This is a genomic window from Gordonia ajococcus (assembly GCF_012974285.1).
GTDB lineage: Bacteria > Actinomycetota > Actinomycetes > Mycobacteriales > Mycobacteriaceae > Gordonia > Gordonia amicalis.
Window position 1 is genome coordinate 1,263,311 of sequence record NZ_CP052884.1, and the last position, 20,933, is coordinate 1,284,243.

Annotated in this window: 20 protein-coding genes and 1 riboswitch; of the genes, 10 read left to right on the top strand and 10 right to left on the bottom strand. The window is 68.9% G+C overall.

Annotated features, from left to right (window positions below):
* Positions 1 to 59: 59 nt before the first annotated feature.
* The gene (locus GAA2_RS05775) at positions 60 to 2,303 is read right to left on the bottom strand and encodes a protein kinase domain-containing protein (RefSeq protein WP_006438207.1); all 2,244 of its coding nucleotides are present in this window, start codon (positions 2,301 to 2,303) and stop codon (positions 60 to 62) included.
* Positions 2,304 to 2,391: 88 nt separating this feature from the next.
* Between GAA2_RS05775 and GAA2_RS05780 the strand changes: the two genes are divergently transcribed.
* From GAA2_RS05780 to GAA2_RS05795, 4 genes are read left to right on the top strand one after another with little or no spacing between them, the layout of a single operon-like run.
* A complete protein-coding gene (locus tag GAA2_RS05780) occupies positions 2,392 to 2,622 on the top strand; it encodes a hypothetical protein (protein WP_006438208.1) in 231 nt (76 codons plus the stop codon).
* Positions 2,623 to 2,627: 5 nt separating this feature from the next.
* The gene (gene moaC / locus GAA2_RS05785) at positions 2,628 to 3,170 is read left to right on the top strand and encodes a cyclic pyranopterin monophosphate synthase MoaC (protein ID WP_096273337.1); all 543 of its coding nucleotides are present in this window, start codon (positions 2,628 to 2,630) and stop codon (positions 3,168 to 3,170) included.
* The gene (locus GAA2_RS05790) at positions 3,163 to 3,666 is read left to right on the top strand and encodes a molybdenum cofactor biosynthesis protein B (protein ID WP_024499888.1); all 504 of its coding nucleotides are present in this window, start codon (positions 3,163 to 3,165) and stop codon (positions 3,664 to 3,666) included. The genes moaC and GAA2_RS05790 overlap by 8 nt, the downstream gene beginning before the upstream one ends.
* A 28-nt stretch (positions 3,667 to 3,694) precedes the next feature.
* Entirely contained in the window at positions 3,695 to 4,126 is a 432-nt protein-coding gene (locus GAA2_RS05795; protein ID WP_006438211.1) for a molybdenum cofactor biosynthesis protein MoaE, read from the top strand.
* A 188-nt stretch (positions 4,127 to 4,314) separates the two neighbouring features.
* On the opposite strand, the gene GAA2_RS05800 is transcribed toward GAA2_RS05795, so the two are convergent.
* The 5 genes from GAA2_RS05800 to GAA2_RS05820 all read right to left on the bottom strand — a co-directional run bounded on the left by GAA2_RS05800 (position 4,315) and on the right by GAA2_RS05820 (position 7,522).
* A complete protein-coding gene (locus GAA2_RS05800) occupies positions 4,315 to 4,941 on the bottom strand; it encodes a transglycosylase family protein (protein ID WP_191834804.1) in 627 nt (208 codons plus the stop codon).
* Positions 4,942 to 4,946: 5 nt separating this feature from the next.
* A riboswitch (cyclic di-AMP (ydaO/yuaA leader) is annotated at positions 4,947 to 5,147 on the bottom strand.
* A 251-nt stretch (positions 5,148 to 5,398) separates the two neighbouring features.
* Complete coding sequence (locus tag GAA2_RS05805; RefSeq protein ID WP_024499890.1) at positions 5,399 to 5,647, bottom strand: MoaD/ThiS family protein; 249 nt, start codon at positions 5,645 to 5,647, stop codon at positions 5,399 to 5,401.
* Positions 5,648 to 5,659: 12 nt separating this feature from the next.
* On the bottom strand, positions 5,660 to 6,748 hold the full coding sequence (moaA, locus tag GAA2_RS05810) for a GTP 3',8-cyclase MoaA (protein WP_024499891.1): 1,089 nt from the start codon (positions 6,746 to 6,748) through the stop codon (positions 5,660 to 5,662).
* 13 nt (positions 6,749 to 6,761) lie between these two features.
* Positions 6,762 to 7,307 (bottom strand): flavin reductase family protein, encoded by a 546-nt coding sequence (locus GAA2_RS05815; protein ID WP_006438215.1) that lies wholly within the window; start codon positions 7,305 to 7,307, stop codon positions 6,762 to 6,764.
* 5 nt (positions 7,308 to 7,312) lie between these two features.
* On the bottom strand, positions 7,313 to 7,522 hold the full coding sequence (locus tag GAA2_RS05820; RefSeq protein WP_024499892.1) for a hypothetical protein: 210 nt from the start codon (positions 7,520 to 7,522) through the stop codon (positions 7,313 to 7,315).
* Between the two features lie 236 nt (positions 7,523 to 7,758).
* On the opposite strand from GAA2_RS05820, the gene GAA2_RS05825 reads away from it, so the two are divergent.
* Positions 7,759 to 8,172 carry a cold-shock protein gene (locus GAA2_RS05825; protein WP_006438218.1) on the top strand — a complete coding sequence of 138 codons (414 nt, stop codon included), beginning with the start codon at positions 7,759 to 7,761 and terminating at the stop codon, positions 8,170 to 8,172.
* A gap of 21 nt (positions 8,173 to 8,193) precedes the next feature.
* Here the strand turns inward: GAA2_RS05825 and GAA2_RS05830 are convergent, their stop codons facing one another.
* Entirely contained in the window at positions 8,194 to 8,727 is a 534-nt protein-coding gene (locus tag GAA2_RS05830; RefSeq protein WP_024499893.1) for a DUF2771 family protein, read from the bottom strand.
* The gene (locus GAA2_RS05835; protein ID WP_232513074.1) at positions 8,724 to 10,550 is read right to left on the bottom strand and encodes an MFS transporter; all 1,827 of its coding nucleotides are present in this window, start codon (positions 10,548 to 10,550) and stop codon (positions 8,724 to 8,726) included. The genes GAA2_RS05830 and GAA2_RS05835 overlap by 4 nt, the downstream gene beginning before the upstream one ends.
* Before the next feature lie 233 nt (positions 10,551 to 10,783).
* Between GAA2_RS05835 and GAA2_RS05840 the strand changes: the two genes are divergently transcribed.
* Together GAA2_RS05840 and GAA2_RS05845 are read left to right on the top strand one after the other, a co-directional pair.
* Positions 10,784 to 11,572 (top strand): DUF3027 domain-containing protein, encoded by a 789-nt coding sequence (locus GAA2_RS05840; protein ID WP_096273343.1) that lies wholly within the window; start codon positions 10,784 to 10,786, stop codon positions 11,570 to 11,572.
* A gap of 17 nt (positions 11,573 to 11,589) precedes the next feature.
* Entirely contained in the window at positions 11,590 to 14,364 is a 2,775-nt protein-coding gene (locus GAA2_RS05845; RefSeq protein WP_191834805.1) for a sacsin N-terminal ATP-binding-like domain-containing protein, read from the top strand.
* A 262-nt stretch (positions 14,365 to 14,626) separates the two neighbouring features.
* On the opposite strand, the gene GAA2_RS05850 is transcribed toward GAA2_RS05845, so the two are convergent.
* Positions 14,627 to 15,211, bottom strand: a complete 585-nt coding sequence (locus GAA2_RS05850; protein ID WP_096273347.1) for a TetR/AcrR family transcriptional regulator — start codon at positions 15,209 to 15,211, stop codon at positions 14,627 to 14,629.
* 108 nt (positions 15,212 to 15,319) lie between these two features.
* Between GAA2_RS05850 and GAA2_RS05855 the strand changes: the two genes are divergently transcribed.
* Positions 15,320 to 16,459 carry an acyl-CoA dehydrogenase family protein gene (locus GAA2_RS05855; RefSeq protein ID WP_096274911.1) on the top strand — a complete coding sequence of 380 codons (1,140 nt, stop codon included), beginning with the start codon at positions 15,320 to 15,322 and terminating at the stop codon, positions 16,457 to 16,459.
* Positions 16,460 to 16,666: 207 nt separating this feature from the next.
* Here the strand turns inward: GAA2_RS05855 and GAA2_RS05860 are convergent, their stop codons facing one another.
* Positions 16,667 to 17,389 carry a hemerythrin domain-containing protein gene (locus GAA2_RS05860; RefSeq protein WP_096274912.1) on the bottom strand — a complete coding sequence of 241 codons (723 nt, stop codon included), beginning with the start codon at positions 17,387 to 17,389 and terminating at the stop codon, positions 16,667 to 16,669.
* A gap of 218 nt (positions 17,390 to 17,607) precedes the next feature.
* Here GAA2_RS05860 and GAA2_RS05865 point away from each other — a divergent pair, with 218 nt between their 5' ends.
* Together GAA2_RS05865 and GAA2_RS05870 are read left to right on the top strand one after the other, a co-directional pair.
* Positions 17,608 to 18,189 carry a phosphatase PAP2 family protein gene (locus GAA2_RS05865; protein WP_096273349.1) on the top strand — a complete coding sequence of 194 codons (582 nt, stop codon included), beginning with the start codon at positions 17,608 to 17,610 and terminating at the stop codon, positions 18,187 to 18,189.
* A 61-nt stretch (positions 18,190 to 18,250) separates the two neighbouring features.
* The gene (locus GAA2_RS05870; protein WP_191834806.1) at positions 18,251 to 20,905 is read left to right on the top strand and encodes a PQQ-binding-like beta-propeller repeat protein; all 2,655 of its coding nucleotides are present in this window, start codon (positions 18,251 to 18,253) and stop codon (positions 20,903 to 20,905) included.
* Positions 20,906 to 20,933: the final 28 nt, after the last annotated feature.

The window sequence follows — 20,933 nt, forward strand, 5'->3', positions numbered from 1 at the left end:
AGGCACCTCCGTCTGGGGCACCCTTCAACCGGATGACCCCCGGCTGTACGCGACCGTGCCTAGTACGCGACCTGAGTGGGTGTCAGGCGGTCGTCGGTGTTGCCGACGCCGAGCTGACCGGTCGCGTTGAAACCCCAGCAATAGACATACGACGACGCGAGGGCGCACGTCGTTCGTTCGCCCGCCGAGATCGCGGTGACATCGGACAATCCGTTGAGCCGGGTGGGATTCGGACGGTCGGTGAGGGTGCCGTAGCCGACCGATCCCCAGGCGTTGGCGCCCCAGCAGTAGCCGGCGGCGCCGGCGATCGCACAGGTCGTGTGCCCCGTTCCGGTGCTGATGCCGGTCACGCCGTCGACGCCGGACACCTGCGTCGCGGTGGTGCGCGACTCCTTCGTGCCGTCGCCCAGCTGCCCGAAAGCGTTGTTGCCCCAGCAATATGCGCTGCCGCCGGCGATGGCGCAGGCGGCCTGGGCGCCGGCCGACACCGACGTCGCGGCGTCGAGGTCGGCCACCCGGGTGGGCTTCGACTGGTTGTAGGTGGTGCCGTCGCCGACCTGACCGTTGTCGTTGAGGCCCCAGCAGTAGGCGTCGCCGCCCGCGACCGCGCACGTGAAGTTGACGCCGACACTGATCGAGGTCACGTCCTCGAGTCCGGCGACGCGCACCGGGCGGTACTGGTTGGCCGTCGAACCGTCACCCAATTGGTCGAAATCGTTGGTGCCCCAACAGTAGGCGAGTCCCGCGGAGATCGCGCAGGTCGCCCAGTTGGCGGTCGAGATCGCGGTGACGTCGGTGAGATCGGCCACCCGCGTGGGCTTCCACCGACTGGTCGTGGTGCCGTCACCGATCTGCCCGTAGTCGTTGTTGCCCCAGCAGTAGGCGACGCCGGCGGCGATCGCGCAGCTGTCGGGACCGCCGGTGGTGATGGAGGTGACGCCGGACAGGTCGGCGACGCGCGTGGGTTTCCAGCGGTTGGTCGTGGTGCCGTCGCCGAGCTGCCCGGCCTGGTTGTCGCCCCAGCAGTAGGCGGTGCCGTCGCGGATCGAACAGGTGGTGCCCAGGCCCGCGCTGAGCGGGACCTCGGACGCCTCGGCGGCCTGCGGGCCCGACGCAGCGCCGCCGTCGTCATCACCACCTTGGGTGACCAGTGCGACGGCCGCGACCGCCGCCAGCACCGCGACGATCGCAGCCGCACCGGCGATCCACGGCCATCGGCGTCGACGACCCGGCGGCGCGGCCTGCGTGGGGGCCGAGTGCGCGGGGAGCGGGGGAGTGAAGCCGGGCGACGACCGGTGCTGTGTCTCGGAAGGAGGCTGCCGCCCGGACGGGCTCTGCGCGTACAGCGGGGGACTCTGTTGGGGCGGACTCTGCTGGGACGGACCCGGATACCGCGGCTGCTGGGCGGGCGGCGGCAAGGTCTCCGGTGCCAGTGGCGGGACGAAGTGAGTCGCCGAGGTGCCGGATCGGGCGTCGGGTCCCGACCGGCCGAGCGCCGCACGCAGGTCCGCGGCGAAATCGCGGCACGTGGGGTAGCGGTCCAGCGGGCCGCGGGCCAGGGCACGGTCGAAGACCGGGTCGAGCGCGGCGAGGTCGGGGCGATACCGGCTGATCCGTTCCGGCGGCGACGTCAGCTTCGCGACGATGTGCCGGGTCTGGGTGTCGGCGTCGAACGGGGTGGTTCCGGAGAGCAGCTCGTAGGCGGTGCAGGCGAGCGCGTACTGATCCGACGCCGGGCCCGCGGGCTTGCCGTCGAGGATCTCCGGGGCCGCATAGACCAGCGTGCCGACGAACGACGACGGTGCGGTCAGCGTGGTGGCGGTGGCGAGTTTCGCGATCCCGAAGTCGAGGACGACTACCCGGTCGAGGGCGCCGTCCATCGCCCGCCTGGTGACGAGGATGTTGCCCGGCTTGATGTCGCGGTGCACGACACCGTGCGCGTGGGCGTAATCGAGGGCGTCGGCGACGCGGTCGACGACCGTGAGGATCTCGTCGGGCCGGAACGAACTACGACGCAGGTCCTGTCCGTCGAGGTAGGTCATCGTGAACCACGGGTCGTCGTCGGTGACGCCGTAGTGATAGATGGTGACGATGTTGGGGTGGTCGAGGGCAGCAGCGGTCTGGGCCTCCCGGCTGAACCGACGGACGAACTCCTCGTCGACGGTCTCGGCGATCGAGATGACCTTGAGCGCCTCACGCCGCCGCAGTTGGGGGTTCTCCACCAGGTAGACGGTCCCCATGCCGCCCGTGCCCAGGCGGCTGATCACCCGGTAGCCGGCGACCTGTTCAGGGTGGTGGGCCATCAGCGCCTCCTGGTGGCGTGACCGGTGATGCGACGACGATAGCCCCGCTCCGGCCGCCATGCCCCGGACACGGCACTTCTTCATTCGAATGGCGTGGCACAATGCTCCCGTGGCAAACAACAGTGGTGAGAAGGCCGGCAAGAAGCGCTACGTCGACAACGGCTGGCCCCAGGATGACAACGGTGACGCCGCCGACCATGCGGTCTCCGAACTCGCGACGCACATCTCGGGTGCACTGTCCCCGTTCGGTGAAGTCGAGTTCCCGCTCCCGGTCGACGATCTGCCCTTCGTGCAGTCGAAGACGGTCGTCAACCGCTGATACCGATGCCGACCACCGGAGATGACGGCGGCGGGTCGGTCTTTTCGGGTGAGGGTGCCGACGCCGGTCGCCTGACGCACATCGACGACGCCGGGACGGCGCGCATGGTCGACGTGGGACACAAGGCCCCGACGAAGCGTCGTGCGATCGCCAGCGGCACCTTTCACACCACGGCCGAGGTGATCGGTCTGCTCAGTGAGTCGAAGCTGCCCAAGGGCGATGTTCTCGCGACCGCGCGCATCGCCGGGATCATGGCGGCCAAACGCACCGACGAGCTGATCCCGCTCTGCCATCAGCTGGCGTTGTCGTCGGTGGAGGTCGACTTCACCATCGGCACCGACTCCATCGACGTGACCGCGACCGTCGCCACGTCCGGCCAGACGGGCGTCGAGATGGAGGCACTGACCGCGGTGGCCGTCACCGGGTTGACGCTGCACGACATGGTCAAGGCCGTGGACAAGCGGGCGCGCATGGACGGGATCCGCCTGCTCGAGAAGACCGGCGGCAAATCCGGCGACTGGTACCGGGACGACCCGGCCGATGGCTGAGAACACGCCGCCCGACCCCGCACGACGACGCGTCGCGCAGATCGTCGTCGCGTCGACGCGCGCGAGTACCGGGATCTACCCGGACCGCACCGGTCCGATCATCGAGGGCTGGCTCGTCGAGCAGGGTTTCCGCGTCGCCGAACGCGATGTGGTGGCCGACGGGCCGCCCGTGGGCGCCGCGATCCGTGCCGCCGTGTACGCCGGCGTCGACCTCGTGATCACCACCGGCGGAACAGGTCTCTCACCCACCGACCGCACCCCCGAGGAGACGCGACCGCTGCTCGACGTCGAGATCCCCGGCCTGGCCGACGCCATCCGTGCGGCCGGACTGCCCACGGTCCCGACCGCCGTGCTCTCACGCGGCCTCGCCGGCGTCGCCGGGACGACACTGGTGGTGAACCTGCCCGGCTCGACCGGGGGCGTACGGGACGGCCTGACCGTCCTCACGGACGTCGTGCACCACGCACTCGATCAGATCCGCGGCGGGGATCACTGATCGTCCCGCGACAGGACAGGATTCGCGAATGACCGTAGTCGTACACACCGCGGTGTCGGAGGAGCCGATCGGGCTCGCCGACCACGAGGCGATGGTCGCCGACGCCGCCGACGGGAAGGCCGGCGCGATCGTCGGCTTCGTGGGCGCGGTCCGCGACCACGACGGCGGCCGGAACGTCGCCGCTCTCGACTATTCCGCCCATCCGACGGCGTCCAGGGTGCTGACCGAGGTCGTCGAGGAGGTCTCGTCGGTCGACGGTGTGCGCGCGGTCGCGGTCTCGCACCGCGTCGGAGAACTCGAGATCGGGGATGTCGCCTTCGTGGTGACCGTGGCCGCCGACCATCGCCGCGCCGCATTCGAGACGTGCGCGCGGCTCGTCGACGAGGTGAAGGCGCGTCTGCCGGTCTGGAAGCACCAGTACTACGACGACGGCACCGAGGAGTGGATCAACTCGGCCTAGCCCTTCGAGGCTCGTCGCTATCGCTCCTCGCACCTCAGGGAGCAGGAGATGGCTCGTCGCTATCGCTCTTCGCACCTCAGGGAGCGTGAAGAATTGGAAAAGGGCCCCGCACGGATCGCTCATCGTGCGGGGCCCTTTGTCTGTGGCCCTCTGCGTTGCTCCGAATCGGTGTCCGGGCTACCTGCAGATCAGGGGTTGGGCAGCAGGTGCTTGTTGTCGTTGAAGAGCTTGATCTGTTCGGGACTCAGCGAGACACCGCTGCTCTTGGCGGCGTTCCAGAGGTTCTTGACCTCGGGGCTCACACCGGAGTCGGTGAGGACCTGGTTGGCGACGTCGTCGGTGGTCTTGGCCTCAGGGGCCTTGACGAGGCTGAAGCTGCCGTTGCCGTCCTGGAGCTGCTTGACGATCGGGGCCGGGACATCGCTCGGCGCGGTGCGCGGGGTGTGACCCGAGAGGCCGACGCCGCAGGTGGGCCATGCGCCCTTGCCCTGCGAAGCGAGCACGCGCTCGGCGACGACGATCTGCTCCTCGCGGGTGGCCTGCTCGGCGGTCGGGGCGAACTCGCCGCCGCCGTGGCCGCTCCAGGTGCTCGGCGAGAACTGCAGGCCGCCGTGGTAGCCGTTGCCGGTGTTGATGGCCCAGTTACCGCCGGACTCACACTGGGCGACCTTGTTCCATTCGGCGTCGGTCGCGGCGTTCGCGGTACCGGTGCCCATGAGGGCGGCTCCGCCACCGAGGACGGCGCCGGTGAGGGCGACCTTGGTGATGGTCTTGGTGGTCGAGCTGGTCGTCTGCTTGCGGTGACGTCCGGTCATAGATCGATTCCTCTCTCCACGCGCCTACGAAGTCAGCTGTCGGGTTCGAGCGAGAGGTTGCTCGGCCCCAGTGCGTCCCCGTGAATGTTAATCACGGTTCTGCGCCTGGGACTTAACCCCGAGGACACCTGGTGTGGTGCCCGGTCTCAGGGGATGAGGTTGGGTCCCCCGTCCTCGCTCCTAGATTCGTTCGGTCGTTCCCACCGGCGGAGCGAGGCTCGGCGCGGCCGGCAGGACGTATGTTCTGTTTCCTTACCGTGACCTTCGAGAAGGTCGCTTCGTACAGTACGTCGTTCGATGGAGTGATTCACCTGCTAGTTCGCAACTGATTTTCGCGCCAGATCCTGGTCTCCCGACCCACTTTCGGCGTCATCCCAGTTCATCGGGCCGGATGCGCTCCCGTGGCCTGCTCGTTACCACTCCGTTATGTGACAAAGGTCACATGCCCGAAGTGGTATCAACCACCGGCAAACGGCGGGAGGACGTCCAGTGTCGAGCAGATGCCGAGCGGCTGTGAACGGTCAGTGAGCGCGATCTCGTCGCGGAGGTAGGAGCAACGCTCGAGAACCGTCGCCAATCCGGGGTTGCCGGCGGACAGTGTCGACTCGAGGTCTCCGAGGGTGGTCGCCGGGTCGATGTCGACGACCCGCGACTCGGTGCCGGCGGCGGCGCGCGCGGCGGCGAAGAAGCGGACGGTGAGGTTCATCGGAACCCGAGCCTATCCACCGATGGCGGACATGGGCCGCGACGGCTGCTGGAAGCCGGCGGCGTTCACCTCGTGCCCGGGCGCCTTCTGCCACATGTCGGTGCGCCACAGCGCCGCCACGGCCGCGTCGACCTCGTCGTCGGGCAGGGTTCGCAGGGTGGTGCGCAGATCTGTTTCCGAGGACGCGAACAGGCAGTTGCGCAGCGAGCCGTCGGCGGTCAGCCGGGTGCGGTCGCAGTCGCCGCAGAACGGGCGGGTGACCGACGCGATCACCCCGACCTTTGCCGGGCCCCGGGACGTCCGATGGCCGTCGACGAGCCACGTGGCCGCCGGCGCGCTGCCGCGCGGTGCCGGATCGGGCAGCAGGGTGAACCGTGTGCGCAGGGTCGCCAGGATCTCGTCGGCGGTCACCATCCGGGATCGCTGCCAGGCGTGATCGGCGTCGAGTGGCATCTGTTCGATGATGCGCAGCTCGTAGCCGTGCTCCAGGCAGTAGGCGAGGAGATCCGGTACGGCGTCGAGGTCGGCGCGGTCGGGGATCACGGCGTTGACCTTGACGGGGTCGAGTCCCGCGCGTCTGGCGGCCGCCAGACCCGTCAGCACGTCGTCGAGCCGGTCGCGTCGGGTGATCTCGGCGAATCGTTCCCGGTCGACGGTGTCGAGGGAGATGTTGATGCGGTTGAGGCCGGCCGCCACGAGCCCGTCGATCCGCCGGGAGAGTCCGAGACCGTTGGTGGTCATCGCGATCTCCGGGCGTTGCGGCAGTGCGGAGACGGCACCGATGATCTGCTCGAGGTCGCCCCGCAGCAGCGGCTCGCCGCCGGTGAACCGGATGCGTTCGATCCCCAGGTCGCGGACCGCGACGGTCAGCACCCGGATCAGCTCGTCAGCGCTCAGCACCGCCTCGGTCGGCATCCAGTCGAGGCCCTCGGCGGGCATGCAATAGGTACAGCGCAGGTTGCACCGGTCGGTCACCGAGACGCGAAGGTCCTTCGCCACCCGCCCGAACGTGTCACGCAGGGGGCCCTGCGTGGGAGCGTCGGCGGATGCCCCGGCCGAGTGCGGCCGTGGCATCGGAATCCCGAGGCCGACCGTGCTCATGCTGACCTGCGGATCACGTGGCGTTCGGACCCTTGCGGGCTTCGAGAGCGCGGAAGGTGCTGGCGTGGAACACGAGTGGCTCGACACCGGGATCGGCACGCAGGGTGTTGATCTCCAGCAGCACCACGGTGTGGTCGCCCGCCTGGATCTCGTTGTGGATGCTGCACGACAGGTGGGCGGCCGCATCGGGGACGAACACCGCCCCGGCGTCGGTGCTCAGCGGCGTGATGCCGTCGAACCGGCGCTCCGCCGGACCGGCGAGCTGCTTGCAGACGTCGGTCTGGTCGCCGGCGAAGACACTGACCCCGATGGCCGGCGCGGTACGGATCTGCGGCCACGTCGTCGACGTGTTCTGGACGCACACCGACACCAGCGGCGGGTCGAGGGAGACGGTCGTGAAGGAACTCGCCGCCATTCCGATCAGCGTGGTCGAATCTCCCTCACCCCGTAGGCAACACACCGCCACGACGCCGCTCGGGAAGCAGCTGAACGCCTCCCGGAGGGCCTTGGCGTCGGAGACGGGGGCAAGGTCTGGAGTGGTGTCGATGGTCGCTGTCACGGTCCTCACCTGGCTCGGCGTCCGGCACGGAGTGCGTACACCAGGCCGAGGAGAAAACCCAGAGGTGCGCACATGGTCAGCAGGTAGACGAAGGTCGGGGCGGTGTCGCCGTCGGTGAGGAGCGGGGTCACGAACAGCGCCACGAGAGCGATGAGTCCGATCGCGAAGATCACCATGGCCACCTGCAGCAACCGTGGGGACGTCGTCTTCTGCATGCCATCCACGGTAGTGCACTCGTCGGCAGACGACGCCGAGTGATGGGTGGAACGGGGTGCGCGGAGGTAATGGTGTGACCGGCGGTGGGGTGTTGGCTACCATGGGGCAGCAGGCGCCTTGCATCCGTCTGGGCCCTTACGGACTTCCCGGGGGCTGTAGAGATGGGTCACGGCGTCTTTTGTTGTGACAGGCAGATCTTTGACGAGATCACGACGTACAGATGAGGGTGAGCACAGTGCCGACCGGCAAGGTGAAGTGGTACGACGCGGACAAGGGCTTCGGCTTCCTCGCGCAGGAGGACGGCGAGGACGTCTATGTCCGTGCGTCTGCCCTGCCCGACGGGGTGGAGGCCCTCAAACCCGGGCAGCGCGTGGAGTTCGGCATGGCCGCCGGTCGCCGCGGGCCGCAGGCGCTGAGCGTCAAGGTCCTCGAACCCGCGCCGAGCGTGTCCAAGAACGTGCGCGAGGCCGCTCGTAAGGACGTCAAGCGGCACACCCCCGACGAACTTCACGGCATGGTCGCAGATCTGATCACCCTGCTCGAGGGCAAGGTGCAGCCGGACCTGCGCAAGGGGCGCTACCCCGATCGCAAGACCGCGCAGCGGATCTCCGAGGTCGTGCGCGCGGTGGCCCGCGAACTCGAGCACTGAGTTCGACGAGCCGCCCGTTCCTCAGCCGAGGTACTTCTGGAACTCCTGCGGTGCGGTCTCTGCTGCCAGCACGCCGCGCGGGATGATCTCGTCGTTCCGCGTCAGCCTGGCCGACGCCGGGTAGACGGTGATCCCCAGCAGGACGTATTCCGGTGCTGTCTTCAACGTGACCGTGTAGGTCTCGCCCGACGCCTGGGGTTGCTCGTCCTCGACGAGTCCCCTCGGCGTCCAGTAGACGGCGGCCAGGTTCCACGGACCCTGCGAGATGTCACCGGAGACCGACAGCATCACCGTGTCGCCGACCGCCACCGGAACCCGGGGCGCCTCGCGCTGCGACGTGCCGAGCGGCGGGTCGCATTCGTCGAGCATCAGGTCGCACCAGCGCACCGGTTCGACGGTGTAGAGGTTCTTCCCGACGGCGATGTGCAGGTAGGGCTTGTCGTCGTGCGTGGAGTTGCGAGTCAACAGGAACACCGAGGTGCCGACCACCGCGACGAACGCGACCACCACGATCGCGATGATCGCGAGTGCCTTCTTCTCTCCACTGCTGATCACTGTCTGCGATGTCCTGTCTGGTCGGGGGCCTGGCGGTCACCGTGGGGCCGGTCACCGGAGTTCGGGAAGGGTGCCGTCGACGGCATCCGCGTGGTGGACGGCCGCTGGGTGTGCGGCCGGGTCGGCGCCGATCCCGGGCTGGTCCGGCGGGACTGCGCGGCGTCGTCCGCGCCGGCCGCCCGGAACGCGACGGTCGGTGCGGCATGGTCGGGGCGTCGACCACCCAGACCGGGCACCAGCGACGAACCGCGGGTCGTCAGCACCGTCTGGAGCAGCCCGAGGCCCAGTAGCACCGAGACGACGGTGAACCCGATCCACAGGGTCGGGGGCAGCAGCACACCCAGCGACGCGCCGAACACCCACGACAGCTGCAGAACCGTCTCCGAGCGGCCGAACGCCGATGCGCGCGACTCGTCGGGCAGGTCGTCCTGGATCGATGAGTCGAGGCACACCTTGCCGATTGCACTGGTGCCCGAGGCGACGAGCGCGGCGACAGCGGCCGCGGCGATGTTGCCGAAGACGGCCGCGAGGACCGCGACGACGAAGCAGGCGGCGGTCGACCACACGATGATGTTCGGCGGATTCTTCAGTTCCAGCCTGGTGCCGACGCCGTTGCCGATCATGTTGCCCACGCCCGCCGCGGCACCGACCGCGCCGAGCAGCAGCAACTGCGTCCAGTCCGACGCATCGCCCTGCTGGGACTTGGCGTAGAACGCCACGAACAGCGTCAGGAAGCCGGTGAGGATCCGGATGGTGCCGTTGCCCCAGAGGCCGGCCACGACGGTGCGGCCCAGCGGCTGACGCATCTTGGCGGCCAGCATCTTCGCACCCTCGCGAGCGCTGGTCGGCTCGTGTTCGGGGGTGCTCGAACGGGCCGGTTCACCGTGGTAGGTCAGGGTCGTGGGGATCTCGCCCTCGGTCGACTCGACCCACGACGGGATGCGCATGCACAGGTACGCCCCGGCCGCGGCGACGATCGCCAGCCACACCATGGCTCCCGGCAGATGCAGCGGCAGCAATTTGCCGAGCAGCATCTCGACGAGCGCGGCGAACGCACCGCCGACGATGGTGCCGCCGATCAGTCCGAACGTGGTCAGGCGGGAGTTGACGCGCGGCAGGTCGATGGTCGGTGGCACCACGCGCGGGGTGACCGCCGATTTGAGCACGCCGAAGGATTTCGACAGGACCAGCAACCCCAGAGCGCAGGGATAGAGCACCCACGGGTCGTATTCGAGTTGCTGGGTGGCGTCGTTCCACTGGACGTTGGTCATGATCAGCAGGGCCAGCACGACGCGCAGGCCGAAGGTCGTGGCCATCGCGATGCGACGTCCGCGCTGGAGCCGGTCGAGCAGCGGACCGATCAGGGGAGCGATGAGCGCGAACGGGGCGATCGTCAGCGCCAGATACAGCGCGACGTTGGTCTTGGATTCACCCGATGCGGCGGCGAAGAACAGGGTGTTGGCCAGCGCGACGGCCATCGCGGCGTCGGCGGCGAAGTTCGCGATCACCGGGAGGGTGAGCGCGGTGAGGCCGGACTGGTCGGCACCGTCGGCGGTCGCGGCCTGATGGATCTTGCCGATGCCCTTGCTCGTCAGCTCGCGGCTGCGCATCGCGGCGACGCGCATCACGGTGAGCTTCTCGGGCGTTCGGGGCCCGTGCTCGGTGGGCATCGCGCGGGTCGCCGTCTCGTCGTGGAACGGCTGACCTCGATCGTCGAGCGGCGGTAGATGCGGATTGTGTGTGGGCGGGGGCAGGTAAGCGTTGCGGCCGGGGCCCGGGCCGGGCGGCGGTCCCCAGCCGGGTGCCGGCCGGCCTGCCCTCATCTGGCGGGTCTCGTCGGCCGGGTAGTTCGCCGACCCGGGGTGCTGCGCGGCACGTCGGCCGCGATCATCGGTCGGCGGTTGAGGCTGGCTCGCCGGACCCCTGGGGGCCCCGCGCCCATCGTCGTGTCGGGAACTCCGTGGGATCACGCACACGATTGTTCCTCATATCGTGCCGGTGCCGCTTGAAGCGGGTCGTTGTGTGGCACACGTCGGCGATATTGCACACTGGAACCGTGACTGACGTAAGTGAGGGCGGACGACTGCTGGCTGCCGTCGACATCGCACGAGCCGCGCTGGTCGACGACGGACAGCAGCCCGGGGCACATCGGCGCAGCGTGGCCGAGGGCGAGTGGGCTGCCGCACACTATTTCGACGCCGAGCTCGCAGGCTATCGCGGGTGGCAGTGGTGTGTCGTGCTGGCCGGATCGCCGGGCAGCGACGAGATCACCCTCAGTGAGGTCGTGCTGCTGCCGGGCGACGGTTCGCTCCTTGCGCCCCCGTGGGTGCCGTGGGCCGAGCGCGTCTCGTCCGGCGATCTCGCGCCCGGCGATCTGCTGGCCGCCGAGCCCGACGACCCGCGTCTGGTGCCCAATCAGATCGACACCGGCGACGAGTTCCGCTTTGACTCCGAGTCCGAGGACCCTGACGACATCGGCCAGGTGGCCGGCGAGGTCGGCCTCGGCCGCCGCCGGCTGCTGAGCTACGACGGCCGCGCCGACGCCGCGCAGCGCTGGTACGACGGCGACTTCGGTCCGTCGTCGGAGATGGCGCAGGCGGCCCCGTTCTCGTGCTGCACCTGTGGTTTCTACGTGCCGCTCGCGGGCGCGTTGCGCGCCGGGTTCGGTGCCTGCACCAACGAGTACGCGGCCGATGGTCGGGTGGTCTCCGCCGAGTACGGCTGCGGCGCACACTCCGACGTCCAGGCTCCGAAGGGTGACGGTTCACCCGCGTACGACGCCTACGACGACGGTGCCCTCGAGATCATCTCGATCACCCGGGACGCCGAACCGGCGAACTCCTGAGCGACACGCCCTCACCCATGAGCGCCGATCCGTTCGGCACCGCCGCGCTGCGGTCGTCGACGCTCGACGGGTGGGTGGCCTCGCCGACACGCCTCGCCGAGGATGCCGCCGCCGAGGCTGATCTGGTGACGGTCGGATACCGCGACCGTCTGCTCACCGAACTGGCGGCCAACGCCGCCGACGCCGCGGCTGCGGCGGGGGTCGTCGGCGAGCTCTCGATCTGGGTGGATGGTGACGAGCTGCATGTCGCGAACACCGGTGAGCCGCTGACTGTCGAAGGCGTCCGGTCGCTCGCCGCGCTGCGGGTGTCGGCGAAGACACCCACCGGCGGTCAGATCGGACGGTTCGGCGTCGGATTCACCGCCACCGCAACGGTCGCGGACCGTGTGGAGGTCCGTTCGCGCACCGGATCGATCGTCTTCGACCGTGCCCAGACCGTGGAAGCCGTTCGGGAAGCCGGGCTTTCGGGTGACACCGTTCCGGTCCTGCGGCTCGTGTGGCCGTCGGAGGTCAGGCCGGGGGCGGGGGCGGGTTCAAACACCGAGGGTTTCGACACCGAGGTGGTCCTGAGCCTGCGTGAGCCCTCCGGTCCGCTGATCGAGGCGATGCTGGCCCAGGCTCCCGATCTCGTGGTCGAACTTGCTGCACTGCAACGGATCACCGTCGGCGGTGTGGAGATCGAGGCCGAGCGGTCCGCCGGGCCAGGGGTCGCCGACGACGAGGCCTCGTCGGCGATCGTCACGGTGTCCGTAAGCGGCGCCGGGTCGTCGTCGACGCAGCGCTGGCTGGAGGTCACGCGTGGCGGTACACGCTGGCTCGTCGATGCCGACGGCGGTCGCACACCCGATCACGATGTCCTGCGCGCACCCACGCCCACCGACATCGAACTGAGCCTGCCGTGTCGGTGTATCACCGACCTCGCGCTCACCCCGGACCGTCGGCACCTGCACCCCCGGGCCGAGATCCGTTACGCCGCAGCCGGTTACGTCGACCTGCTGCTACTCCTCGACCCGGTGCGTCGACTGCAACTCGTCCCGGAACTGCACCTCGCCCGGAATCGCGACGACGTCAGGCTGATAGAGGCGGTGCGTGAGCAGCTCCGCGACACGGCGTGGTTGCCGGGTGCCGACGGCGAGGCGTTGTTGCCCTCGCGTTCCGTCGTCCTCATCGGGCTCACCGATCGCCTGGCCGAGATCCTCGCCGAACACTTCGCCGACCTCGTGCATCCCGACATCTCTCTCGCGCAACACCTTCCGACGATGGGTCGGCTGGGGGTCGAGGAGTTGGGGCTGGCGGCGCTGGCCGAGCGACTCGGCGGTCTGCAGCATGAACCGTCCTGGTGGCACGACCTGTACGAGGCGCTCGCGCCGCTCGTGTCCACGGGACGCGAGGTCGAGGAACTGGGTGCGCTGCCGCTTCCGCGGTCGGACGGCCGGATGTCGGTCGGGGTTCGCGGCCTTTTCGTCAGCGATCGCATCGCGACCCCGATGCGGTGGATTCCCACCGTCCACACCGACGCCCGCCACTCGCTGCTGGAACGTCTGGGCGTGCAGGAACTTTCCGTCACCGATGCGCTGGCCGACCCGGCGCTGCGGGTGCTGATCGAGGACATCGACCCCGAGGGCGCCGGTGACGACGGGTTGGCCGCCGAGATCTGTGCGGTACTGCGCGCCGACCCGGACGCGGCGGTACCGACGTGGCTGGCCACCCTGCCGCTGCTCGACACGGACGGCGAACTCCGTCCCGCCGATGAACTCCTGCTTCCCGACAGTCCGCTCCTCTCGGTCCTCGTCGACGATCATCCGTTCGGCGTCGTCGACGACGAGGTCGTCTCCGAGTGTGGCGCAGGCGAACTGCGACGGCTTGGCGTCGGGTGGGGTTTCCTCACCGTCGACGACGAGCTGCCGGTCGCTCCCGACCACGACCTCCCCGATGAGGAGGACTGGTGGGACACGCTGCCCGACGCGCCCGAAAGGCTCACCGCGGTACGCGATCTCGACCTGATCGACGACCGGTCCTGGTCCGAGGCGCTGACCATGATGGCGACAGACGAGGACATCGCGCCGCTGCTCGCCGACCGGGACGGGTACACCTCCTGGTGGTTGCGTCGGCACGCCGAGGTCGACGGGTTGCTGCTGGGGGAGTACCGCGCACCGTCGGACGAGATCCTCGCCGGGATCATCGACCCCCTCGACCATCCGCACGCCGACGCGCTGGTCGGTGCGCTCGCACGCCTGGAACCCGACACCGCCGTCGATGCCGACCTCCTGCTGACCCGCCTCGGCGATCCGGAGCGGGACATCTCCGCCGGTGCCGCGGTGATGGTGCACGCCGCCGTGGTCGCGGCGTGCCGTCGCGGCGTCATCGATCCCGCGGATGTCGAGGTGCCCGAACGGGTTCGGACGATCGCCGGCATCGTCACCGAACGCGCGGTCGTCGTCGACCAGCCGTGGTTCCTCCAGGCCGTGCCGGACCTGGAGGCGGTTCTCGCCGGACCGACGATCACTCCCGCCGACGCCGAGGTCCTGGCGACGCTGCTCGACCTGCCGCTCGGTTCCGAGGAGTACACCGCGACCGTCCGCGACCCCGGCGACACCGCGACCTGGGCCCACCCCGAGGCGGTGCGTTTCGGTGCCGAACGCGGGGTCGAGGTACCGCGTGGCCAGGTGCGGTTGCATGACGAGTTGTGGATCTCGTTGCGCTCTGCGGATTCCCAGCGAGACATCCGCGTGCGCTGGTGGGTTGAGGACGGGGTCACGCATCTAGAACGCCGCGCCAGCTCCACATCCTGAAGCCGGACCGATGTCGCACGCAACTCCTGCTCCCTGAGGTGCGAGGAGCGATAGCGACGAGCCTCGAAGGGCTGGCGACTCACCAACGCACCAGATGTAGCCATTCGTATCGATCAGCGATACCTATTGCGACATCAGAGTTTTCGACAACCACTCACCAGGCCTTCGAGGCTCGTCGCTTACGCTCCTCACACCTCAGGCAGCGATGGGGTAAGCGCGCGTTCGGATCTGGCAGCCAGCAGTAGGTTTCGGTCAGCGAAACCTATTGCCGGCCCGCGTCGATCCCCGCGGTGAGGATGCTCGCGAGCTGGCGGTATGCGGCGGCGTCGTCGAGGCCGGTGGCGGCCCAGACCTCGCGGCGCTGGATGCGACTCATCATCGAGGCGGCGAGGTCGGCGGCGAAGGCGGCGTCGATGTTGCGGAAGTCGCCCGCGGCGACACCGTCGGCGATCAGCTTCTGTACCCGGGTCGCGGCCGCGGCGGTGTTGAGTTCGTAGAGCGAGCGGGTCGGGGTGAAGGCGTCGAGGTCTCGCATGAACGCCTCCGACGCCGGTGACAGCGCCTCACCGACGGCGACCAGGTATGCGATGACCCGCTCGCGTGGGCTGTTCGACGCCGCGACCCGCGCTTCGACCTGCTCGGTCGCGGTGCGGAAGAAGTGGGTGACGGTGGCCGTGACCAGCTGTTCCTTGCTCGCCGCGAGGGTGTAGAGCGTCGACTTGGAGCACCTGAGCTCGGCGGCGATGTCGGCGATCGAGAGGTGGGCGAAACCGTCGCGCAGGATCAGCTCGAGCAGGGCGTCGAACAGGGCGGCACGACGCCGCGTCGCGAACCCCTCGCGTGGCATACGACTCCTCCCGACTGCGTCGGCTGTACCTGCCGCTCCCGGAATAGTACTGTGCAGAGGACTTGAGTACTAGTTTGATTACCTGAGCTCCCTGACATGGAGGTACCGATGCCGGTCGACCGTCTGCTCCCCAATGACGAGGCTCGCGACCTGATCGCGCTGGTCCGCGACATCGCCGACAAGCGGATGAAGCCGATCGTCGACCAGCACGAGAAGGATCGGCAGTACCCGGAGGGGCTGTTCGCCGAACTGGGTGAGGCCGGCCTCCTCGGCCTGCCGTACCCGACCGAGTGGGACGGCGGCGGTCAGCCGTACGAGGTCTACCTGCAGGTGCTCGAAGAACTCGGCGCGCGCTGGGCGTCGGTCGCGGTGGCCGTCAGCGTCCACGGCCTCGCGTGCCATCCGCTGTTCAACTTCGGTACCGAGGAGCAGAAGCAGCGCTGGCTCCCGGATCTGTTGAACGGCAAGCTGATCGGCGCCTACAGCCTGAGTGAGCCGCAGGCCGGGTCCGACGCCGCGGCGCTCGCGTGCCGCGCCACCCCCACCGAGGGTGGTTACACCGTGACCGGCTCCAAGGCATGGATCACCCACGGCGGTATCGCCGACGTCTACAACGTCTTCGCGCGGACCGGCGAAGGATCGAAGGGCATCTCCTGCCTCTTCGTCGCCCGCGACACCGAGGGTCTGACCTTCGGCAAGCCCGAGGACAAGATGGGTCTGCACGCGGTCCCGACCACCGGGGCGTCGTACGACAACGCGTTCATCGACGAGGATCGTCGTCTCGGTGCCGAGGGACAGGGCCTGCAGATCGCGTTCTCCGCGTTGGACTCCGGGCGGCTCGGCATCGCGGCCGTGGCGACCGGGCTGGCGCAGGCGGCTCTCGATGCGGCGGTGGATTACGCGCAGGAGCGAGCCGCGTTCGGCCGCAAGATCATCGACCATCAGGGTTTGTCGTTCGTGCTGGCCGACATGGCCGCCGCCGTCGACTCGGCGCGTGCCACCTACCTCGACGCGGCGCGTCGTCGTGATGCGGGAATGGAGTACTCGCGGGCGGCGGCCACCGCGAAGCTCGTCGCGACCGACGCCGCAATGAAGGTCACCACCGATGCGGTCCAGGTCTTCGGCGGCTACGGCTACACCCGCGACTTCCCGGTCGAGCGCTACATGCGCGAGGCGAAGATCACGCAGATCTTCGAGGGCACCAACCAGATCCAGCGTCTCGTGATCGGGCGTGCGCTCGCGAAGTGACGTCCCGGCGAACCCCGGACCCGCTGCAGGATCGCGACCTCCCGCCGCGCACCGACCCACCCCACGCCGGTTGAGCCGACACCGACCGAAGCGAGGCGTCGTGTCGAAACCGGACACAACCAGCAGATGGGCGTGCGTCACGGCCGATCAGCGCTTCTGGGTCGGGCTCGTGATCATGCGAGCGGCCGGGGCCGCCTGGGCGCCTGCTCATCGGTCGAGGTAGTAGAAGGCGCGGCCGTCGAGCCGACGGAAACGCGGTCCACCGAGCTTGATGAGCAGCTTGAGGATGCCGGGGATGCGGGCGAACACCGCCTGGCGGTCGGCGTCGGACAGGCCCTTGACCATCATCGGGCTCATCCTCAGCATCTCGCCCAGGCCCGACTGCTTGCCCATCTTGGCCTCGAACTCCTCCCAGTCGTGCATCGTCATCCGACGCTGCACGATGGCGATCGCGTCGGTCTCCTCGTGGGTGAGGTGATCGCCGAGGATCGGCTGGGCGCGGACGAGTGCGTCGACCAACTCGGAACGGGTCTGCTCGTTCGCGTGGGCGGCCATCGTCGTGAACCCGGCGTGGCATTCCTCGAGGATCGGGTCGATCTGGTCGTGTTCGGCATCCATCGCCTCGAGGACGCGCTTCTCGGCGTCGTCGCAGCGCTCCTCGAGCAGCGGCCACAGCTCGACGTCCTCGCCGTTGTGATGGTGATGAAGTGCCGTGGCGAACATCGTCCAACGGTCGGCGAGAGCGCGCCAGGTGCCGGCGTCGTCGAGCTTGGTGCGGGGCACGGTCGCGGCGAAGTCGGCGAGGTCGCGTCGGAACGCGTGGTGGAGGACGTACATCATGAACGGGTCGATCGGCCCGTCGGGCGCGGCGGCCTGACCGGGGAGGCGGAGCTGGATCGGGAACGTGGTGGCGGCGGGGTGGGTCGTCATCGGGTGGGTCCTCATCTGGTGTGTGGGGTTCGGGCTGACGGTGACCACTGTCGGTCTCGCCTCTTGTGGCGCACTTGAAGACGGCTTGAGCGTCGGGTTTCGGCAGGTCACGACGTGCGCGGCGTCGGTCGGTCGAACGATCGCGGCGTCGGGTTAGGGTCGGTGCAGTCAGAGTCGGTCGCGCTACCGGCACGCCGGAGGAGAGGAAGGTCGGACCGATGTTCCTGTCGCCGACGACGATCGACGAGAACGTGTGGGACTGGGTCGTGCGGAATCGCGCCGAGCCGTGGAACACGATCGCCGAGTTCGTCACGCTTCTCGGCAACACCCTGATCCTGACCACACTCACCGTCCTGGCGGTGATCGGCCTGGCGGCCGCCGGTCGGCGCGTCGACGCCGTGTACCTCGGCGTCGGAACCCTCCTCGGTTACGCACTGATGCAGGGACTCAAATTCGGGTTCGCGCGCAACCGGCCGCCGATCGAGGACCGGTTGCTGAACATCGACTCGTTCTCCTATCCGTCGGGCCACGCGATGATGACGATGATCGTGTTCGGTCTGTGCGCGGTGGTGGCGTACCGCTGCTTCGCGTGGGTGCGCGGGCATCGGTGGATTCTTCTGCTCGCACCGCTGCTGTCGATTCTCGTGGGGCTCACCCGAATTGAGCTCGGCGTGCACTGGACGACAGATGTGGTGTCCGGCTGGATCTTCGGGGTGCTGTGGGTCGCGCTGTGCACCTGGGTGCTCGCACGGTACGAAACGCGGAGGCGTGCAGACGTTCCCACCGCCGGCGCGAGCTGACCCGGGAAATCGTCCGGGCAGGGGATAGTTCGGACGCGTGCGATTGGGATTGACTGTGAAGATGTCGCATCCGGGTCCGCCGTCCGATGGGGATGCCGACGCGCCCCGGCCATCCGATGAGTCGCCGACGTCCATCCAACCTGCGCGTCCCACGGTGGGACCCGGGGTCTCGCTGAACAAGGACAGTCGCCCGGACCCGCACGCGACGACGCCCTCCGGCGCCGGGCCGGCGCAACCCGACCCGTACGCGTCGACGCAGTTCGGCCAGAGTCCCCATCCGCCCACCGGCATCGCGCCCCCGATGGGACCGCCCGGGTATCCACCGCCCGGCTACCAACCGCCGGGATACCCACCACCCGGCTGGCAGCCGCCGGGGTATCCACCTCCCGGATATCCACCGCCCGGTTGGCAGCCGCCACCTTCGCGCCGGTCGAACACCAAGGCGTATGTCATCACCGGGATCGCATTGGCATGCGTGCTCGCCCTCGTCGTGGGTGGCGTCGTGTGGTGGAAGACGACGCAGTCCGCGGAGGAGCCCGACCTGCTCGCCGGACAGTTGACGGGGTCGTATCCCACGGCGCCGAGTGCGGTGTGGACCGTCGAGTCGGGATCGTTCGGGGCGGACTCGTATGTGTCACCGCTGACGATGGAATCGTCATACGAGACCCTGGGCGCGGTACACGACGACCAGACACTCGTGACCCTGCTCCGAGCGGACCGCGGGAGCTCGTCCTCCGGACACCGTGTGCTGGGGATCGATGTCGCATCGGGAAAACGGTGGATGTTCGACGAGCCGGTGTCGTCGTGTTCCGACGCGATCGTCGATCACACCATTGCGTGTCTCGGCAACGCGGGCGCTCACTTCATCGACACGCGAACCGGACGCTCGGCCGGCAGTGTGCCGGTCCCGGGGTCGGCCTTCGGCATCGCGTTCAACGGCAGCGCGGCATTCGTGCGGCAGTTCGGTGGCGGGCAAGGCCAGATGACGCTGATCAAGCTGACGCCACAGGGCACCGAGTGGCAGAAGACGGTGACCCTTCCCGAGGCATTACCGAGCGGGGACTCGTCGCAGTTCACGGCGACTGACAAGTTCGTCGCAAGCGCTGACGGCGTCATCGGGGTGGTGTCGGCCGACGACGGACGTGTGGTCTATACGAGCCCCGGTCGGACCGGCATCGGACGCCTCGCGGACGGCTCGCTGATGTTGTTGAGCGGCAGCATGAACGGTGGGCAGCCGCAGAACGGGCCGGTCGTGCACCTGCGCGCCGACGGCACCACTGCAGAGTTCCCGGGCGTCTACCTGGCGGTCGCATCTGTCGCGACACCCGGCCAGCGTGACCGGGTGCTGGCCGGTGGCGCGTACGTCGATCTCCGCGACGGCGAGACCGCATGGTCGATTCCCGACTTCACCAACGGCATCGTCACGGGGTTCGTCGCCGATGACCGTGAGTTCGTCTACCTGCACAGTGGGCAAGTCGTGTCGCTGGACGCCGACAGTGGCCGCCCGCGCTGGACTGCCCCGGCGGGTGCGTATGGAGGACGGACGGGTGAAGGGGTCACCGACGGTGAACGCGTCATCGTGCCGTCCCGTGACAACGGTGTCGTCGCCATCGATCTGGCGACCGGGTCCACGGTGTGGTCGATGCCGCCCGCCGCGATCGGGAACGTTGTCGCGCAGGACGACACCTACGTCGACCCGGCACGCACCTTCGCCATCGGCGACCGTCTGGTCACGCTGACCTCGACCACGATCACGGGATTCGCCCCGACGGGTCCGCGCGCGATCGTCCCGGGCACCACCCGGGCGAGCGACCGCGGCTCCGGCGGTGGGGGAACGGAGTACGTGACACCGTGCGGGTCGCCGCCGGTCTTCACCCCGCAGTCGTTCCGCACCGCCACCGGTGGCCTCGTCGTCACGATGAGGGTCACCGCGAAGTGTCCCGGCGGGGACGTCCTGTTCGGTCCGCAGACCCGGATCACCATCTCCGATGGCGGGGGTCTGGTTGCGTCGGGCATCTTCGACTTCCAGCGATCCCCGCTCGCCGTCCCGGCGCCCGATGGTGGTGGCGCCCTCGATCTCGAGCTGACCTACCCGCCGGGCAGTTTCTTCCGGTTGCCCGACACGCTGAACGGAAGCGGACCGAGTTCGGGTTCTGCCGGTGGCTCCGGCTCCGGCTCCGGCTCGGGTTCGGCTGGGGGACAGTATCTCGTCGACTGTGACAAGGGCCCGACGCCGGGGCCGCCACCTTCGGTTGCCACGCCGGGCTCGGGCATGCCGGCGGCATCGTCGGTCGCCACGGGCGCCGCGTTCCCGGCCGGCACGGATGTGACCGCGACCAGCGTCGACGCCCTTCGCCTGCAAGCCGACGCCGACCGCGCCTTCATCCTCGCCAACCTGAACAACCGCTGGGTTGCCCAGCTCAGCTCAAAACGTCCGGGTCTGGTGGCCGACGGTCGTACCTGGGACGATCAGGCCATCCTCGACGAATTCCTCGCACTTCGTCTGCGGTTCAACGATGTTCGGTTGCTGTGGAGTGATGAGTGGCCGGTGTTCTCGTACCAGGGCTGGTGGGTGACGGTCGCGGCGGCGACGTTCCCCGGCCCGGTGGAGGCGAACAGCTGGTGCCGAACCCAGGGCTTCGACCCCGACCACTGCTTCGCCAAACTCGTGAGCACCACGGCCGGACCGGACGGCTCGACGCTGTACTGGAAGTAGCCACCGGGAAGGCGCCTCCGCGATACGG

Bases quoted from the DNA above. Each gene is read 5' to 3' on its own strand.
- moaA (WP_024499891.1), bottom strand. From the start codon at position 6,748: ATGAGCACGGTCGGCCTCGGGATTCCGATGCCACGGCCGCACTCGGCC.
- GAA2_RS05860 (WP_096274912.1), bottom strand. From the start codon at position 17,389: ATGACGACCCACCCCGCCGCCACCACGTTCCCGATCCAGCTCCGCCTC.
- GAA2_RS05775 (WP_006438207.1), bottom strand. From the start codon at position 2,303: ATGGCCCACCACCCTGAACAGGTCGCCGGCTACCGGGTGATCAGCCGC.
- GAA2_RS05780 (WP_006438208.1), top strand. From the start codon at position 2,392: ATGGCGTGGCACAATGCTCCCGTGGCAAACAACAGTGGTGAGAAGGCC.
- GAA2_RS05845 (WP_191834805.1), top strand. From the start codon at position 11,590: ATGAGCGCCGATCCGTTCGGCACCGCCGCGCTGCGGTCGTCGACGCTC.
- GAA2_RS05800 (WP_191834804.1), bottom strand. From the start codon at position 4,941: ATGACCGGACGTCACCGCAAGCAGACGACCAGCTCGACCACCAAGACC.
- GAA2_RS05820 (WP_024499892.1), bottom strand. From the start codon at position 7,522: ATGCAGAAGACGACGTCCCCACGGTTGCTGCAGGTGGCCATGGTGATC.
- moaC (WP_096273337.1), top strand. From the start codon at position 2,628: ATGCCGACCACCGGAGATGACGGCGGCGGGTCGGTCTTTTCGGGTGAG.
- GAA2_RS05850 (WP_096273347.1), bottom strand. From the start codon at position 15,211: ATGCCACGCGAGGGGTTCGCGACGCGGCGTCGTGCCGCCCTGTTCGAC.
- GAA2_RS05790 (WP_024499888.1), top strand. From the start codon at position 3,163: ATGGCTGAGAACACGCCGCCCGACCCCGCACGACGACGCGTCGCGCAG.
- GAA2_RS05870 (WP_191834806.1), top strand. From the start codon at position 18,251: ATGTCGCATCCGGGTCCGCCGTCCGATGGGGATGCCGACGCGCCCCGG.
- GAA2_RS05855 (WP_096274911.1), top strand. From the start codon at position 15,320: ATGCCGGTCGACCGTCTGCTCCCCAATGACGAGGCTCGCGACCTGATC.
- GAA2_RS05795 (WP_006438211.1), top strand. From the start codon at position 3,695: ATGACCGTAGTCGTACACACCGCGGTGTCGGAGGAGCCGATCGGGCTC.
- GAA2_RS05805 (WP_024499890.1), bottom strand. From the start codon at position 5,647: ATGAACCTCACCGTCCGCTTCTTCGCCGCCGCGCGCGCCGCCGCCGGC.
- GAA2_RS05835 (WP_232513074.1), bottom strand. From the start codon at position 10,550: ATGAGGGCAGGCCGGCCGGCACCCGGCTGGGGACCGCCGCCCGGCCCG.
- GAA2_RS05865 (WP_096273349.1), top strand. From the start codon at position 17,608: ATGTTCCTGTCGCCGACGACGATCGACGAGAACGTGTGGGACTGGGTC.